This is a genomic window from Pseudomonas yamanorum, assembly GCF_900105735.1.
GTDB lineage: Bacteria > Pseudomonadota > Gammaproteobacteria > Pseudomonadales > Pseudomonadaceae > Aquipseudomonas > Aquipseudomonas yamanorum.
The window spans coordinates 438522-454030 of sequence record NZ_LT629793.1; the positions used below are offsets into that span (position 1 = coordinate 438522).

The 15509-nt window shown below is 57.0% G+C and carries 15 protein-coding genes; all 15 read right to left on the bottom strand.

All coding sequences use genetic code 11. The annotated features are described in order from the left end of the window. Positions 1-210: 210 nt before the first annotated feature. The 15 genes from BLU46_RS02120 to BLU46_RS02190 all read right to left on the bottom strand — a co-directional run bounded on the left by BLU46_RS02120 (position 211) and on the right by BLU46_RS02190 (position 15504). Positions 211-2301 carry a YjbH domain-containing protein gene (locus tag BLU46_RS02120; protein ID WP_093197912.1) on the bottom strand — a complete coding sequence of 697 codons (2091 nt, stop codon included), beginning with the start codon at positions 2299-2301 and terminating at the stop codon, positions 211-213. After that, a complete protein-coding gene (locus tag BLU46_RS02125) occupies positions 2298-3065 on the bottom strand; it encodes a capsule biosynthesis GfcC family protein (protein WP_093197915.1) in 768 nt (255 codons plus the stop codon). Before BLU46_RS02125 ends, BLU46_RS02120 begins: the two co-directional genes overlap by 4 nt. Continuing rightward, the gene (locus BLU46_RS02130) at positions 3062-3721 is read right to left on the bottom strand and encodes a YjbF family lipoprotein (protein ID WP_063030969.1); all 660 of its coding nucleotides are present in this window, start codon (positions 3719-3721) and stop codon (positions 3062-3064) included. The genes BLU46_RS02125 and BLU46_RS02130 overlap by 4 nt, the downstream gene beginning before the upstream one ends. A gap of 14 nt (positions 3722-3735) precedes the next feature. Then, the gene (locus BLU46_RS02135) at positions 3736-4848 is read right to left on the bottom strand and encodes a polysaccharide export protein (protein WP_157721257.1); all 1113 of its coding nucleotides are present in this window, start codon (positions 4846-4848) and stop codon (positions 3736-3738) included. 86 nt (positions 4849-4934) lie between these two features. After that, complete coding sequence (locus tag BLU46_RS02140; RefSeq protein WP_063030974.1) at positions 4935-5219, bottom strand: hypothetical protein; 285 nt, start codon at positions 5217-5219, stop codon at positions 4935-4937. A 179-nt stretch (positions 5220-5398) separates the two neighbouring features. Next, positions 5399-6742 (bottom strand): UDP-glucose dehydrogenase family protein, encoded by a 1344-nt coding sequence (locus BLU46_RS02145; RefSeq protein WP_093197923.1) that lies wholly within the window; start codon positions 6740-6742, stop codon positions 5399-5401. A gap of 12 nt (positions 6743-6754) precedes the next feature. Continuing rightward, complete coding sequence (locus BLU46_RS02150; protein ID WP_093197926.1) at positions 6755-8182, bottom strand: mannose-1-phosphate guanylyltransferase/mannose-6-phosphate isomerase; 1428 nt, start codon at positions 8180-8182, stop codon at positions 6755-6757. Between the two features lie 54 nt (positions 8183-8236). Further along, a complete protein-coding gene (locus tag BLU46_RS02155; protein WP_093197929.1) occupies positions 8237-8713 on the bottom strand; it encodes a glycosyltransferase in 477 nt (158 codons plus the stop codon). Beyond that, complete coding sequence (locus BLU46_RS02160) at positions 8714-9112, bottom strand: glycosyltransferase family protein (protein WP_017475061.1); 399 nt, start codon at positions 9110-9112, stop codon at positions 8714-8716. Between the two features lie 92 nt (positions 9113-9204). Further along, positions 9205-10167 (bottom strand): glycosyltransferase family protein, encoded by a 963-nt coding sequence (locus tag BLU46_RS02165; protein WP_093197933.1) that lies wholly within the window; start codon positions 10165-10167, stop codon positions 9205-9207. Between the two features lie 53 nt (positions 10168-10220). Then, the gene (locus tag BLU46_RS02170) at positions 10221-10763 is read right to left on the bottom strand and encodes an acyltransferase (RefSeq protein WP_093197937.1); all 543 of its coding nucleotides are present in this window, start codon (positions 10761-10763) and stop codon (positions 10221-10223) included. Then, positions 10764-11609, bottom strand: a complete 846-nt coding sequence (locus tag BLU46_RS02175; RefSeq protein WP_231988861.1) for a polysaccharide lyase — start codon at positions 11607-11609, stop codon at positions 10764-10766. An 18-nt stretch (positions 11610-11627) separates the two neighbouring features. Next, positions 11628-12779 carry a polysaccharide pyruvyl transferase family protein gene (locus BLU46_RS02180; RefSeq protein WP_093197946.1) on the bottom strand — a complete coding sequence of 384 codons (1152 nt, stop codon included), beginning with the start codon at positions 12777-12779 and terminating at the stop codon, positions 11628-11630. Beyond that, a complete protein-coding gene (locus BLU46_RS02185) occupies positions 12776-14236 on the bottom strand; it encodes an oligosaccharide flippase family protein (protein ID WP_093197952.1) in 1461 nt (486 codons plus the stop codon). The genes BLU46_RS02180 and BLU46_RS02185 overlap by 4 nt, the downstream gene beginning before the upstream one ends. Continuing rightward, positions 14233-15504, bottom strand: a complete 1272-nt coding sequence (locus tag BLU46_RS02190) for a DUF6369 family protein (protein ID WP_093197956.1) — start codon at positions 15502-15504, stop codon at positions 14233-14235. Before BLU46_RS02190 ends, BLU46_RS02185 begins: the two co-directional genes overlap by 4 nt. Positions 15505-15509 lie beyond the last annotated feature (5 nt).

Genomic DNA, 15509 nt, shown 5'->3' on the forward strand with positions numbered 1-15509 from the left:
TCCCCCTCATCTTCCCCGCCCCACGCAAAGCTACCGCCCACAGCAACGCCTGGGCATCCAGGCCCAAGCCAGTCGTATTGAAATCAGAGAGGAATATCAGGGAAAAGTCGCGCGCCGGCATTGCACCTGGCGCTTTACTGTTGCGGTTTGCTCACCGCCCGGCGCATGAGCACCGGGCAGTGAGTCACCTTGTCGGCAGACGCCGCTACATTACTCAGTGATCTTCTCGAAGTTGTTGTAGAACAGCTCGCTGTCACGCCCATCGGTCATGGTTTGCAGTGAGTATCCGCGGTTCAGGCGTGCGCCGCCATCCCGGGTCAGGGGTGCCCATACGACGTTGGCGCGACGCATGGTCGAAGTGCTCATCAGCTCGTCGAACGGGACGGAAATGTAGATGCCCTTGTCGAAGCTGCCCTCGCCGTATTCTTCCTTCGAGGCCGTGGTCAGCGTGACCCAGCCACCAAATTTCACACCGTTCTTGAACTGCCGCGAGATGTCGAGCGTGGTGCCCCAGTCCCGCGCCAGGTAACGCCCCACACTGACGGCGGCCAAGGTGTCATACGGCAGCTGCGTGTAGCTGGTGACATGCCCGGTGATGGTCTGGTAATCCCGCAGGCCGAACCCCTGGTTGAAATCACGCTGGCGCACGAAGTTCAGGTCCGCACCCACCGACCAGTGTTTGCCCGCCGGCCGGAACAACATCTCGCCGCCCACCCCGGCGTACATCGACTCCAGGTAACCGCCGTAGACCATGCCATACAGGTCACGATCCAGCCGCGCCGCATGGTTGAACTGGAACGTCGGCATCGTCACATCGGACGTCGTCATGTACTGGCGCAGATCGGTGCGCACCCGCGGCAACCCGCTTGGCGCGTCGTAGGTGAACTTGTCGTAGTTGTTCAGCAAGTTGGCGCTGAGCAAGCCGCTCCACCAGGTGTTGCGGGTGAAACGGTATTCCGCATCGGCGTCGGCGGTGAACTGATAGAGCAACCCGTCGGGGCCGCCGATGTTCTGTTTGTACCCCAGGCCGAGCCCGTAGTTGAACGGCTGGCGGGTGCCGGTGTAGAGCGTGGTTTCCCGGTGGGCAATCGCCGGGTTGACCTCGGTGGTACGGTGCAGGTCCTTCAACGGCTGGTCGTTGTTGACCACAGCGCGGAAGGTGTCACGGGGCACGCTGGTCTCTTCGATAGGCATGTCGTACCGCTTGTTCACCAGGGTGAACCAATCGATATCCTGATTGACGCTGTTGTCGAGAATCCGACTGGCGCGCCCCACGGCCTTGGCTGAATAGAAGTAGCGTTGTTGCTCGCCATACACCATCAGCTCGGAACCGCGCTGGGTAATGCGCTCCACTTTGTAGCCGGCATTCTGCTGCAAACGATCGGATACGTTGGCCCAGTCAACCTGGTCGGCCGGGGTCGTCGGCATGCGCGCCGGCAACGGTTCGGCGGGAGGATCGTAGGTCTTCACCGGTGCCTTGCGGCTGACAAAGTTGGTGTGCAGGGTGATACCGAACATCGCGGTATTACCGCGCTCCCAGGCCGCGCTCAGATCGACGCTGTCGGCCAGCTTGTAGACCACGCCGATATTCACCGGCGAATCCTGTTTGATCGGGTTGTCCAACGGCTCGTGCTTGTAGTCGTTGCCCTCGTATTCGAGCTTCACGCTCAGGGGTTCCCAGGGCGTTTGATAGGCGATTCCGCCAAACAACGAAGGACGCCCCCTGAAGTAGGCGTTGGAGTTCACATCCCCTGCCCTGGCGACGACCGCAGTACTCTTCGGCCGGTCGTTGAACTTGCTGCCGAGCACCGACAGCGGGTTACCGAAATCGCCTCGATTTCCCAGGTAGCCCCAGGCGATGCCGAGGCTGAAGTCCAGGTTGCCATAACGCTTGTTGGCGACGAAGTATTCGCTGGAAAACAACCCGGTACCACCGATGTCCCGGGCGCCGAAGGCCAGTTGGGGTGCCCAGTGGCTTTCTTCCCAAAGCCGCGCCTTGAAGTCGATGGCCTTGTCTTTGAAGCTCTGGCTTCCGCTCAACGCCTCGGCGCCGTACCTGCGGTTGCTGATGGCGGTGTAACGAAACGAGCCTTCCAGCCAGTCGAACGGCTGCAAGGAAAAGCTGTAGCGCGAGTAGGGATCGGTGCGGTTGGCGTTGGCGCTCAACTCGCCCGCCGGGGCCATGCGTGCGGTGGGGGTCTGGAGTAGACCCACGCCGCCGAAATCATTTTGGGTGTAACGGGGTTCTCCGTGAACCAGTCCGCAGGGCAAAAGCAATACAGCAGCAAAACGTAAATTCAAGGGTTCACCTCAGCCAACGGTTGAGTGGCAAAAAACTCGGCCAGTTGTTGGTTGAGATCAGGGGTCGGCGTCTCAAGGTCATCGCTGCGCACCGGCACCAGGATCCGGCTCCCGGGAGCAGCCACGATGCCGTCCTCCCGATTCCACGCCGCCACGCCCACCCGTCGCACCTGGCCGTCGGGCTGGATCAGCCACAGGTCATCGCGCTCGGCGTCGTCGAGGACGGTGCAGTCGCGAACATAATCCCCGACCTCTTGCATGGCGCGGTACGGCACCTCACAGGGCTGCGCGACGGCCCCGAGCACTTCCACGGTGGACGGCCTTTCGGGGTAAACAAGTTGGTCACCGTCATCGAGCAACGCGTTGCGCGCGAACCCTGCCTCCACGGCGATCGGGTCCAGCACCGCCACCTGGCGGCCAGTGACCGGCAACTGCTGGACCTGCCGATACAGACGCGCACTCAACTGCGCTCGGGTGGGCCGGTCGTCCAGCAAGGCTCCCCGTTGCAGCAGTTTCAAATCGAACAAAACCCCGGCCTTCAAACGCGCCTGCGACTCCATCAACGACTGGTGCAGCCACGCGGCACCCAACCAGTAGCTTTCGGCATTCGGTTGCGCCACGCGAATCACGTCCAGCAAGCGCGCCCCCGGTTTGACCTCATAGGCGCCAGGGCTGCGTGCATCGCCACTGACCGTGACGGCTGCCTGGCTCGTACCGGGGCCGATCAACAACAGGCCCAGCCATATAAGATTCAGAGACTTCACCGGGCAGCCTCCCGATCAGGGCGTAGCTGTAGGATTTTCAGGGACAACCGGGGCGTCAGATGCTGCTCGCTGCGCAGGATGAAACCATCCTGCGGGTCGACCCAATAATGGTTGGTGGCGCGGAAATCCAAGGTGGGAACATCCACCTGCTCGTCGATGCGCAGCAAGGCATGATCCTTGTCCAGAATGCGGAGGGTCTCGACGTCGCGGGTGCTGAAACGGCTGTTGACCGCGACGCCGATTCGGTTGCCGTCGTAGAGGTCGATCCAGCGTGTGCTGGTGTAGCCATCGGGCAGATGCTGGAGGCCGCGCTTGAACGGTGACTCGCCACTGAAGCGAGTGCCGTCCAGGGAAACGCCCAGGCCGACGGTGCGTACCACCAGGCCGTCACGCATCATCACCACTTGCTTGCCGGAAGCGACCCAGAACTCCAGGTCGCCCCGGCGCCGTGCCCTGGCCATCACCCCCTCACTGACAGCGGTGGTGACCAGGATCTGCGGGTACGGCACGGCGTCGACCTGGGCACGGGTCACGTTGATGGGGGCCGGGCCGCTGACGGAGGTTTCGAGGGTGTACCAGGACGCCCTCATCAACGGGTTACACCCGCTCAACAAGAGCGCCATCGACAGACAGGCGCAGGTAGGCAAAATTTTCACGGAGGGCTTGAGCCTTATCTGCTGTTGGCTTCGCTGAGGTCATTAAACGATCGGGCACCGATCCCGACGGCACTGGCGGTTGGCAGCAGTTGGCTGATCAGGCGGTTCCAGCGCGTCACGCCAGCTGGCCCGACGTACACGATGTCTTGGGGCTGCAAGTCGAATCGGGTGGCCAACACCAGCGCGGACGGTGATTGGGCATCGAGCTGGAACACCTTGGCGGGTTCTGCTTCAAGGTTGTCCGCGCCACGAATCACGTAGACGGCGTTGCCATTGGAGGTGGTCTGGTTCAAGCCACCCACCGTGCCCAGGGCATCGGTCAGGTTGATCGACTTGCCCTTGAAACTCAGGGCCCGGGGCTGATTGACTTCGCCCATGAGGTACACACGTTTTTGGTCGTTATAGGGCAAATACAGCCGGTCGCCGCCCTTGAGGTAAATGCCCTGCAGTTGCGAGCCCTGGCGATTCAGGCTGTCCAGGTCAAGCCTGTATTCACGCCCGTCGCGGGTGAGTGTCAGGCCCGACAGGTCGGCATTTGTCGGGTCGATGCCGGCGGCGCCAATGGCTTCAACGGCACTCAAGGGCGTGGTAGTGATTGGCTGTTGGCCGGCTTTGATCACCGCACCGGTCACCACCACGGTCTGGCTGGCAAACCGCAGGACGCTGACGTCGACCTGAGGGCTTTCAATAAACTGCGACAGTCGCCCGGCGATAAAGGCGCGTAATTCTTCGATGGTTTTACCGGCCACCGGAACGTTGCCGATATACGGATAAAACAGCGTACCGTCCGGACGCACCAAGCGGCCGTTGGCATCGATCTGCTGTTGCGGCCCGGACGGTGCCGTCAACTCGGGGTGATCCCAGACCGTGATAAACAACAGGTCGTTGGCGCCTACCCGATAGCCACCCGGAACATACGCCAGCAATTCAGCAGGTACCGATTCACGAACGTGCGTGGCGGCATCCATGGCGATTAATTTAGGCGTGATCGGAATCAACTCCACCCGGGTACTTTCGGGAGAGCCCTCACTGGACATTTGACTGGTGTCCATGTGTTGACCAGGCGAAAACATGCAGCCGTGCAAGCTGATACTTGCCAGCAAAAGAACAGGTAACCTAGAAATCATAATGGCACTACGCTAGTCGAGGACGAGTCTAAAAAAGATCACCCAGAAAGTTCTGAGTGATCTTGTACAACAGGGTTTACGAGGGATTAGTTGGTACCGGTAGTGCCGCCTGTACCGGTTGTACCGCCGGTGCCGGCAGTACCGCCATTGGAACTGCCACCCGAGTTGGAAGCGGCTGCTGCAGCGCCGACAACCGCCGTGCCGACCCCAACCCCTTCACCGAGCGTCACGCCGCCCACGAGCGGGGTGCTCAACGACAGGGACTCACCTGCGCCGGCGGCCTCGCTCACCGCAGCGCCGGCGACTTCACCCGCCGCCAGTGCCGCAGTACTTGTGAAAGCCAGCAAGCCGGCCAACAGTAATTTCCTCATATCAGACTCCTTCTCGATATTTACCCCTTATCAAACTTTGCAATAAGGGAGTAGTGATGGAACGGAGATAAACAGGCTATGCAAACTGTACAAAGATCCTGCTGGATCACGTACTTAGCCTCCTCGAAATCATCTCACTTGTGGATAGCTCAAACCACCCATGTTAATAATCGTCAGGTTTAAACGACTGGCCGTACTGATAACCCGCGACCAATACCGTAATAGTCAAAACCATTGGCTTTCATCCGCTGCGGATCAAATATATTGCGGCCATCAAAGATCACAGGCGTGCTCAGTTTTTCTTTAATCAAGTCCAGGTCCGGGGCTTTGAACTCACGCCACTCCGTCACAATCACCAACGCATCGGCACCTTGCAGCGCGGCTTCCTTGGTCCCCATGAGCAGCAGGTCTTCGTTCATGCCGTAAATGCGCTGGGTTTCGGCCATTGCTTCCGGGTCGAAGGCTTGAACCCTGGCGCCCACACTGCGCAATTGTTCGATCAATACGCGGCTGGAGGCTTCGCGCATGTCGTCGGTATTGGGTTTGAAGGCCAGGCCCCAGATCGCAAAGGTCTTGCCCTCCAGTTGCCCGCCGAAGTGATGGTGGATATGCCCGAACAGGTGCTGCTTCTGGCGCTTGTTGACTTCCTCGACGGCCGACAGCAGCGTTGCCTGATAGCCGATCGACGACGCGGTGCGCTCCAGGGCCTGTACATCTTTCGGGAAACACGAGCCGCCATAACCGCAGCCGGGATAGATAAAGTCGTAGCCAATCCGTGGGTCAGAGCCAATGCCTTTACGAACGGCTTCAATGTCTGCGCCCAATCGTTCGGCGAAGTTGGCCATTTCATTCATGAAGGAAATCTTGGTGGCCAGCAGGCAGTTGGCCGCGTACTTGGTCAGCTCGGCACTGCGGATGTCCATCGTGATGATTTTTTCGTGGTTGCGGTTGAACGGTTCATACAGTTCCCGCATGCGCTCCACGGCGTAGCTGCTGTCACTGCCGATGATGATTCGGTCAGGGCGAGTACAGTCAGCAACTGCCGAACCTTCCTTCAGGAACTCGGGGTTCGAGATCACCTGAAACGCCACCTCAAGCCCCCGGGACGCCAACACCTCGGACACCTTCGCCTGGACTTTATCCGCGGTCCCCACCGGTACCGTGGACTTGTTCACGATAATCTTCGGCTCGGTCATGTTGAGCGCGATGGTCGCGGCAACGGAGAGCACGTACTTGATGTCAGCGCTGCCATCGTCATCCGGCGGCGTGCCCACGGCGATGAATTGCACCTCACCATGCCGCACGCCTTGCGCCGCGTCAGTGGTGAACTGCAAGCGCCCGGCATCATGGTTCTTCTGCACCAGCGCACTCAGCCCGGGCTCATAGATCGGGATGATCCCGCTCTTGAGGTTCTCGACTTTGCTGGCGTCAATGTCGACACAGCAGACTTCATGCCCCGCATCAGCCAGCACCGCCGCTTGCACCAGGCCCACATAGCCGATTCCAAATACAGTTACGTTCATTTCAATAGTCCTTTAAACAAGCTCGAGGCGGCCATAGCGGTCTTCAAAGCGGATGATGTCGTCTTCGCCCAAGTAGGAGCCGGACTGGACTTCAATCAGCTCCAGCGGGATGCGTCCCGGGTTTTCCAGGGAGTGCACAACGCCAATGGGAATGTAGGTGGATTGGTTTTCGGTGAGCAGCACCTGCTTGTCGGCGATCTGCACATTCGCGGTGCCGGACACCACGATCCAGTGCTCAGCCCGATGGTGGTGGAGCTGCACCGACAGCTTGTGCCCCGGCTTAACCGTGATCCGCTTCACCTGGTAGCGATAACCCTGGTCCACCGAGTCATATTTGCCCCACGGCCGGTAGACTTCGCGGTGACTGGCGCTCTCGATCCGGTGCTTTTCAGTGAGCTGCGCGACGATTTTCTTGACGTCTTGCGCATGATCCTTGGTGGTCACCAAGATCGCGTCGGCGGTCTCGACCACCACCACATCATTGATCCCGGCAACGGTGACCAGGCGGTGGCTGGCGTGCACATAACTGTTGGTCACGTCTTGCAGCAGCACGTCGCCCTGGGTGCAGTTCTGGTTCTGGTCCTTGAGGCCCGCTTCCCAGACCGAGTCCCAGGCACCCAGATCGCTCCACGGGGAGTTGAGGATGACCACCGACGCGATGTCGGTTTTTTCCATCACCGCGTAGTCAATCGACACGTTGGGCGCGTTCACGAAATCCACCTGGTTGAGCCGGGTGAAATCCTGGTCGTGCGTCGCATTGGAGAGGGACAGCTCCGCGGCCACCATGATCTCCGGGCTCAAGCGCTCCAGCTCAGCCTTCATCACGGAAGCGCGGAACATGAACATGCCGCTGTTCCAGAAGTAGTTGCCTTGGACCAGGTAGCTTTGTGCGGTCTCAAGGTCGGGCTTTTCGACAAAGGCCTCGACATGCGCCGCGCCATCGAGGGCAGCGGCTTGAGTGCGGATATAGCCGTAGCCAGTCTCCGGCTTGGTAGGCACCACGCCGAAGGTAACGATCTTGCCCTTGTTGACCTCCACCGCGGCCAGCGTCAAGGCCGCATTAAAGGCGCCGGTATCGCCGATCACATGGTCTGCCGCCAACACCAGCAGGATCGGGTCATCGCCGCCTTGCAGGGCTGACAACGTCGCGGCGGCAATCGCCGGAGCGGTATTCCGGGCCGTGGGTTCAAGAAGGATTTTCTGGGGTATCAAGTCCAGCGATCGACTTTGCTCGGCCACGATGAAACGGTGTTCTTCGTTGCACACAATGATCGGTGGGCTGACGTTCTCGCCCTCTATCGAGAGGTTCTTGATGCGGTCCAACGTGGCTTGAAACAAACTCAAGTCACCGTGCAGCGCTATAAACTGCTTTGGCTTAAGTGCTCTAGAAAGCGGCCACAGGCGCGTGCCTGAGCCGCCAGACAATATCACTGGGATCATAGCGATTACTCGATGATTAAACGTAATGGAAGCGTGTCGACAATCGACCGAAAATTAAGACGTGAATGACTTTACATAACTGATCAAACGGTCTCTTTCGGTAAAGTCCAATAAACTTTCCGAGCTGCTGTAGTTAAGTGCCGAATCAATCGCCGAAAAGAAGCCGTCTTTATCGTGGGCGATAAACACCGACGGAATATCTGAAAAGTTCTCGGCGGTGTCGTACTGGTGATTATTGATGTGTTCACCCCGTCGGCTGTCTCGCGGGACGATAACGATGGGCTTTCCCAGTTCAAGGGAGCGAATGATATTGCCCATGCCCGCATGGGAAACAATCACTTTTGACGCATTAAAGTTCTTGGAAAACAGCGGCTCGGCAATGGTCTTGTGCGCCGTAATGCGGCCCAGGTCATTTTCCTGATTGCCCACTTGGGCGACAATCGGGACCTCAGGGTTTGCATGACTCCACTCATGCAAGTAGCCGAGCATCCGTTCAAAGGGTGCTTGAGTGCCAACGCTGCAAAATATCATTTACACAATCCTCCCTTTATATTGGGCCCGGCTGTTTTGCGAAAGCGTAGGCCACTGGGTCAGCAACTCATCCACAAAATAAACAGCGATGCGGCCGGACAACGAAAGTTTCTTGGGGTTGGCGATACTGTCGATCCACAGGGTCTTTTTCCCCATGAGTTTTCCCGCGACCAATCCCAGCAACCCCGGCGCGGCGCCGGTGGAGATCACGTACCTGGCCTTGCTGCGGTAGACGATCGCAAAGATCTGGCAAAAGCCCTTGATGATCTTCATCGGCTCACTGCGATTAAAGTCCGGGACTTGCGCAAAGGCGTGGGCGGGATACTGCGAGCCAATGCTGATATCAACGGTGGCAATGGTAACTTTCTGACCGTCGAAGGCCGGCAGCAACTTGCTCATTTGCACCCAGTGCCCACCTCCAGAACAAATCAATAAAACATCACTTGATTGACTCATGACGGTTCCCTTCCTGTCAGGTGTAATAGACATCATTAAATAGTGGCGGCAGTTCTTAACTGTTGTGCCTGGCCTTTCCAGCGGGCTATTCGCTTGGCTTTGAGCAAGGCTGATTTCTCTTTATAGATTTCTTGATTGGCGATGAGCTGCGCGACGCCGGCCTTTATCGACAGCGGATTCAGGGTGTCTACGAACACTGCGGCTTCGGAAAACAGCGAGCGCAGTACCGTGGTATTCGAGAGCGCCATCGGCCGGCCGGCGCTGACCGCTTCGTTGGCCACGCTCAACTGCACGTTGTCGCGGGTGGTCAGGCCGAGCACCACATTCGCGTTGCACAGCAACTGTTCGAACGTCGCTTTGCTGAGGAAACCGGTCAGCTTGATGTTCGCGGGAAGGGACGCCACGAGTTCTTCAGACAGCTTGCCCTGATGCTTTCCGGTGATCAGGAAGTCGACATCCGGCATTTCCCGGGCGGCGTTGATCACGACCTCGATGGGCTCATCGATATCAAAGGAGCACGGAAACAGCACATAGGGCCTCTCGCGCTCGGTGGCGGGCGCCGCCGGGAAGTCACACGGCAAGTCTTCCAGGATAAAGATATTGGTTTCCTTGACGCCAAGGCCTGCCAGTTCCTCTTTGACTTTAAAGTTATGCACGACCACTGCGTCGATTCTATTCAACAGGGATACAGTGCCCGGAAAACCTATCCACTGTTTGCGCAACAAGCTGTTGTGGGCATCAGCGATAATCTTCAAGCGCCGGTTAAATATAAACTTGTAGGCCAGTGCTATATGCAATACCGGGCTCGGCGGCAACTGCACCCACAGCACTTCCGGCGAACCGGCCAATAGCGTCTTGATGGTTTTAAACGACTTGATCAAGTAGTCCAGTGGACGCGCCGATTTCTTCTTGAACTGGTTGGGCAAGTGCAGAATGTCATAGGCCCAATATTGCTTCATGGTATCGGCGCGTCGTTGATAGCCAATCCATGCGATCATTAATGATTTCACGTCAGAATCCTGCATAAATAAAAGTGGAGCCAGTGAGGTGCTTACACGGCAAACCAAATCGGAAAGTCGGCGCTGTACAGAATATTTTTATTCCTGAAGCGAAGATGTTTGGCCGGGTTGCCGCCCACAATTGAGTACGCTTCAACGTTGCGCGTGACCACACTGCCTGGATAAACCACGGCGCCTTTTCCGATGGTGACGCCTGGCATCACCATCACATTGGGAAAGATCCATGCGTTGTCTTCGATCACTACGGGTTTGCCCACCAGACAACTCATCGGGTCATCAATATCGTGACCCAGGGTATAAATCCGGGCGTTGTGGGAAATATTGACGTTGTCCCCAATCTGGATACCGGCCCGGTTGTCCAGGTAGCAGTCGTAATTGACCGTGCAGTTTTTCCCGATGGAGAAGTTGCCGAAGGTGAAAAAAACCACCTTGCGGTGAACCGTGGTTTTCGCGCCCACCTGGCATCCGGTCAGCCTGAGCAGTGAACGCCTCAGGTTGAAAAACAACGCCAGGCTGAGCAGCGAATTAAACAGCGCAACTGAGGCTTTCTTGATATTCAGTTTCAGGTTTTTCACTTAGTCACCCTGCCCTGGTGCATCAGTCACGCGCTGGGAGCTCATCACAAAATTCCTGAAGCGAATATTGGTGCTGACCGGCGTGGCGAACGACGGGTTATTCCCACCAAAGAACGTAGAAAACAGCAGGCCATCGATGGTGATGTCTGGGGTGTCTCTAAACGTCAGTCCGGTTTCGGAGTGCACCAGCTTTTTGTCGTACCAGATGGAAATCACGCCATCGGCCTGCCCCGGCGTATTCAACTTCACCAGTTGCTCCAAGCGGTGCCACTGCCCGACCGTAAAAATCCAGGAACCCAGGCCGACTGCCGTGCCCCAGGTTTTACTGGTGGGCAAATAGGCATAGATCGCACCGGCGCCCTTCTCTTTCCAGATGTAGCGCGTGGAAAAGCCGTCATGCCCGTTGGGTATTTTCCCGCCGGTATTGCCGGTGCCGCCGTAGAGGCCGGGGAGCTTGCCGCCTTTTACAAAATTGAAATTTTGGTCGAACTTCAACTCGTACGTCAGCACCAGACACTCCCTGCCCGGTTGCGGGAGCGGGGATTTGAATTCGATTCCGCCGTAGGGCAATCCGAGCCGAACCATCGAGCCCGGGTCGTACGAGCCGGCAGGAAAATGCACGGCGATGTCCTTGATTCTCTGGCTGTAGGTTTTGTTGGTTAAATTGGCGCGGCCCTTGATGCTGTTCTGCGCCTGAGTACCGTCGAGCACCTGCGACACATCCGGAAGTGACGGATAGATGTTCTTGATGCGTTGCTCGCAGCGGTCGCTGACCTCCGATGCGCCGCTCGCGGCCACCTGCAGAGAAAACGCCAAAGTGAGTAGCGTCGAGGCTGTCTTTTTCACGTCGGTTGCCCCTCCACTTTATTTTTCATCGACCCATTTCAAAAAGTCGTCGACGGCTCTTTGCGCAAGGGAAGATCGCTGGGCGATTTCTTGCTTGAGGTGCTCGGCCATTTGCGCTTTCGATTGGCGGAATTCGCTGATGGTCGTGATGATCACGTCGGGGTCCGGGACGCTGACCAGCTTCGTGCCGTGCGGCAGCATTTCATGGACTTTTTTCAGCTTGTTTTCGATTTCAACGGCGATGGTCGGGAAACCCAGGGAAGCCGGCAGGAGTACGCCGTGGGCCCGTGCGCTGATGATCACGTCGGACTCAACAATCAGCTTCGCCATGAAGGTTTCAGGGGTATCGCCGGCGGCGTCCCAGCACAACCACTCGAAGGTGTCGTACTTGTCGATCAGGTGCTGGTCACGCTCTTTGTAGAGCGAGACCAGGCGCACCTGCTCGCCACGTTTGGCCAACTCATCAGCGGCCTGGACCATCGCCTTGATGAACTGTTGCCCGTTTGCATCGTGGGGCCAGTCGCGCAGGATAAAGGACAGGTATTTGCCCTTCTTGAGGCTGCCGATTTCCAGGTCTTTGCTGGAGATCCACAGATCGGAAAGCAGGCTGGGGTCGGTGTACACCTCCACGTCTTTCTTTCCAAAGGTATTGCAATGCTGCTGGCTGGTGCCATCCCGCACGGAAATGTAGTCACAGCGATTGATCACGTTGACGGCGCGGGTCAGCAACTTGCCGCCGCCATCAAACGGGCCCAGCCCGATACAGAACGCCGCCAGACGCCGGTGGAAATAGATCTTGTCGACACCGCCACGCAGCCCGACATACAGGCGTAACAGCGTGGACTTCAGGTCGGTTTGAGCCTTGATGCTCTTATAGGCCTTCGCCAATCGACCGGTAGGAGCGGTGACTTCCTTGGCCGGCGGGATGAACGAGAAGAACTGGCCGCCACCGCCCAACACCACCAGGTCAGCCTTGACCGGTTCCTTGATATGCAACCACTTGATGCGCGGATTAAAGTTCCTGGCGATCTGCGGATGATCGACACCCACCGCAATATCCGACTCTTTAAAGCGTTTTTTCAGAATATTGATCACGCATAGCATTAATACGTCATCACCCAAGTTACCGGGACCGTATGCACCCCGGATATAAACTTTACTGACATTCATGCTGGGCTTCCATTTTCCACGGGGTCATTAAACACGGCATTCAAAGCAAATGTTGTTGCGAGAATGTAGATAAATATCGTCGCCATAATCATCAATCGATACAGCACACTTTCAACGTAGGCGCTGGATATGAAACTGATAAAAGGCAATGTCCAGAGGATCAAAATCCTGGGAGATATAAGCAGTTCCAAAGGCAGTATTTTCTTATAAACAAAATAAGGCAGCCCTAACAGAAAGTGGATGAACTGCGAACCAATAAAGGCCTTGGCAATCCCGATTGCGCCCTCCTCCCTGAGCCATAACGCGCCGGCGATAAACAGCAGGCCCCATAGAATATTGCTCATGACGCTGAACCAGGCCAGGTTCATCACGATCATCTTTCTTGAGATGCCGGACTTGAATGCACTGAGCAAAGATCCGAGGATTACCAGCACCAACGTCACTTCAAAATCCCGCCCGAGGAAACTGCTCCCGTAGAGTTTGGCCAGCAACTCAGGAAACATGATCACCGGCTGTATGATCACCAGTACTACTAACCAGCCCGAGAGAAAGTTCAGGGCGTCCAGTTTGCGGTTTTTACCACCCAGCGCTGCAGCCAGCATCGGCACCAGTACGGAGCCCAACACCACCGAAACATGTGAAAAGATCGCGTTCCATTGCATGGCAGCGGCGTACATGCCCAACGCGGCAAGGCCGTTGGTGGTTTCCGCCAATAACTTGTTCGCGAACCAGTTCATCGGGGCGACCATCAACCCCGTCAGTAATACCGGCAGGCCCACCGACAGCACGGCATGCTTTTCAGTCATTGCACCTGTGAAGCTCAGCGTGGTGTTCCGAGCCTTGAGTATTTTCCAGCAAGCCAGTGCGCTGAAAAACACGATCAGCAATTGGGAACCGGCCAACCCCAGCAGCGCGCCGTTGAGTCTGAACTTGACCGTGAGGAAGTACGTCGCCGGGATCGCGACCAGCGCGATGATTCCGTTGATCGTCGCAATCGACCGGTATTGCCCCCACCCGGTCAGGCAGCCTTGGGTCCACCCCGACAGAATAATTAACGTGATGGTGCTCAATACAATCAGCGACGCCGCACTCAGGCTGTCTGCGCCCAAAATAACGCTGGAGAAGAAGTGCGGGAAAAACAGCGCTGTCCCGATGATCATCGCACTGAAAAACACCGAAAATGTCAGCGTCAGGGCGATACCCCGGCCGGTTTTCTCGGGGCTGCTCTCCTTGAACTGCCCGATATGCTTGGCCGTTGCCGTGGTGGTGGCTTGGGCGGCGACGTTGGCAAGCATCACAATCGCGCTTTGGATCAAGCCGTATTCACCAAAGGATTGAGCGCCCAATACCCGGGCCACCAGGATGCCGGTGATCACCACCGAGACTTTGGTGGCGACGGCGGAGATGAAGCTCCAGGCCGTACTGGAAACGAATTTTTTCAACACTGTGCTGTTCATCCGGCTTTCACCTGTAAAGGCATGGTTATCAGCGGCAGGTCCGGCTTAAGCAGCTTCTTGCGTTGCCTGGCCGTGTGCTCAGCACAGACGCGCAGAACGATGGCGCCATAAGCGATACCGATGGCGTACGGCTGATAAGGCGTGGCCGACACAACGAACATCACGCCCAAAAACACAGCAATCGAGACCGCTACCCGGCTATGCATGTGCTGGGTAATCGAGGTAATGAACACGTACAACAGGTACAAGCCGATCAGCCCGTACTTAACGAAGTAGGTTAAGTAGGCACTGTCGATATTCGAGTTCTTGTCATCGAGACCACGGTATTCAAACCAGGGAATTTCGAACGGCGTTCCCGCGCCCAATCCGACAAAGTAATGCAGCGGATTCATGCCCCGGATCAGTTCCAGCGCGGGGCTGAAACGAGTGCCCAGTTGAGCGGCCATGCCCTCGGACGACAAACCGTCATTGATTCGGTCAGCGCCGATCATGTTGCTGACGCCGATAAACGCCATCAGCACAACCGCCCCGGCCAGGGCGACCCCGATCATGCGGGCCGGCTTTGTATATTGGTGAATGATGATCGCCGCAAACACCGACACGAAGATGAAGCGCGAATTGGCGATAAACAGACAGATGAATGAAGTCGCCAGACAAATTCTTGCGAGCTTCTTTCGCTGTTCAAACAGCCGTGGGTCGATGAAGTAATAAATCAGATAGGCCACGGCGGCGTACGTACCGCCATCCAGATACCGGTAGGCGTTTTCTTCATAGTAAACGTCTTGAAATTTGTACAAGCCCAACCGCAACCACGCGATATCCAGCACATTGAATGCCGTCATCGCGATCAGTAGTATAAGCACCGTTTGCAGCTTCAGGGTTTTCGCGGCAAGGGTCGCGATGTTCGAGAGCACGATAAATGACAGGATCATTATGAAAGGCCGGACATCCTTCAACAGATACTTGTTCGAAGACTCCAGCAGACCGCACGCCAGTAACACCACATACAGTCCACAGCCAAACAGCAGGCCGCCTGGAACTGTCAGTTGATTCTTCTGAGAAACCACCTGCCTGACCAGCAGCGCACCCAGCCCACCGACGATGTAAAAGTCAAAGAAGTAGATGCCTTTGAGCGAGATTATTTCGCTGTAGGAGTTACCCGTGGGAATAACAGCCAGCATTATCCCAAACACTACAATTGAGTATTTTGGATTTTTCGCCGCGAGCAAACCCGCTGACAGCGCGATAAGGGATAACAGGTAAAACATGGCTG

What these genes read in the sequence shown, in the direction of transcription:
- BLU46_RS02135 (WP_157721257.1), bottom strand. Translation starts at nt 4,848, where the DNA reads ATGATTTCTAGGTTACCTGTTCTTTTGCTGGCAAGTATCAGCTTGCAC.
- BLU46_RS02140 (WP_063030974.1), bottom strand. Translation starts at nt 5,219, where the DNA reads ATGAGGAAATTACTGTTGGCCGGCTTGCTGGCTTTCACAAGTACTGCG.
- BLU46_RS02145 (WP_093197923.1), bottom strand. Translation starts at nt 6,742, where the DNA reads ATGAACGTAACTGTATTTGGAATCGGCTATGTGGGCCTGGTGCAAGCG.
- BLU46_RS02150 (WP_093197926.1), bottom strand. Translation starts at nt 8,182, where the DNA reads ATGATCCCAGTGATATTGTCTGGCGGCTCAGGCACGCGCCTGTGGCCG.
- BLU46_RS02155 (WP_093197929.1), bottom strand. Translation starts at nt 8,713, where the DNA reads ATGATATTTTGCAGCGTTGGCACTCAAGCACCCTTTGAACGGATGCTC.
- BLU46_RS02160 (WP_017475061.1), bottom strand. Translation starts at nt 9,112, where the DNA reads ATGAGCAAGTTGCTGCCGGCCTTCGACGGTCAGAAAGTTACCATTGCC.
- BLU46_RS02165 (WP_093197933.1), bottom strand. Translation starts at nt 10,167, where the DNA reads ATGATCGCATGGATTGGCTATCAACGACGCGCCGATACCATGAAGCAA.
- BLU46_RS02180 (WP_093197946.1), bottom strand. Translation starts at nt 12,779, where the DNA reads ATGAATGTCAGTAAAGTTTATATCCGGGGTGCATACGGTCCCGGTAAC.
- BLU46_RS02185 (WP_093197952.1), bottom strand. Translation starts at nt 14,236, where the DNA reads ATGAACAGCACAGTGTTGAAAAAATTCGTTTCCAGTACGGCCTGGAGC.
- BLU46_RS02190 (WP_093197956.1), bottom strand. Translation starts at nt 15,504, where the DNA reads ATGTTTTACCTGTTATCCCTTATCGCGCTGTCAGCGGGTTTGCTCGCG.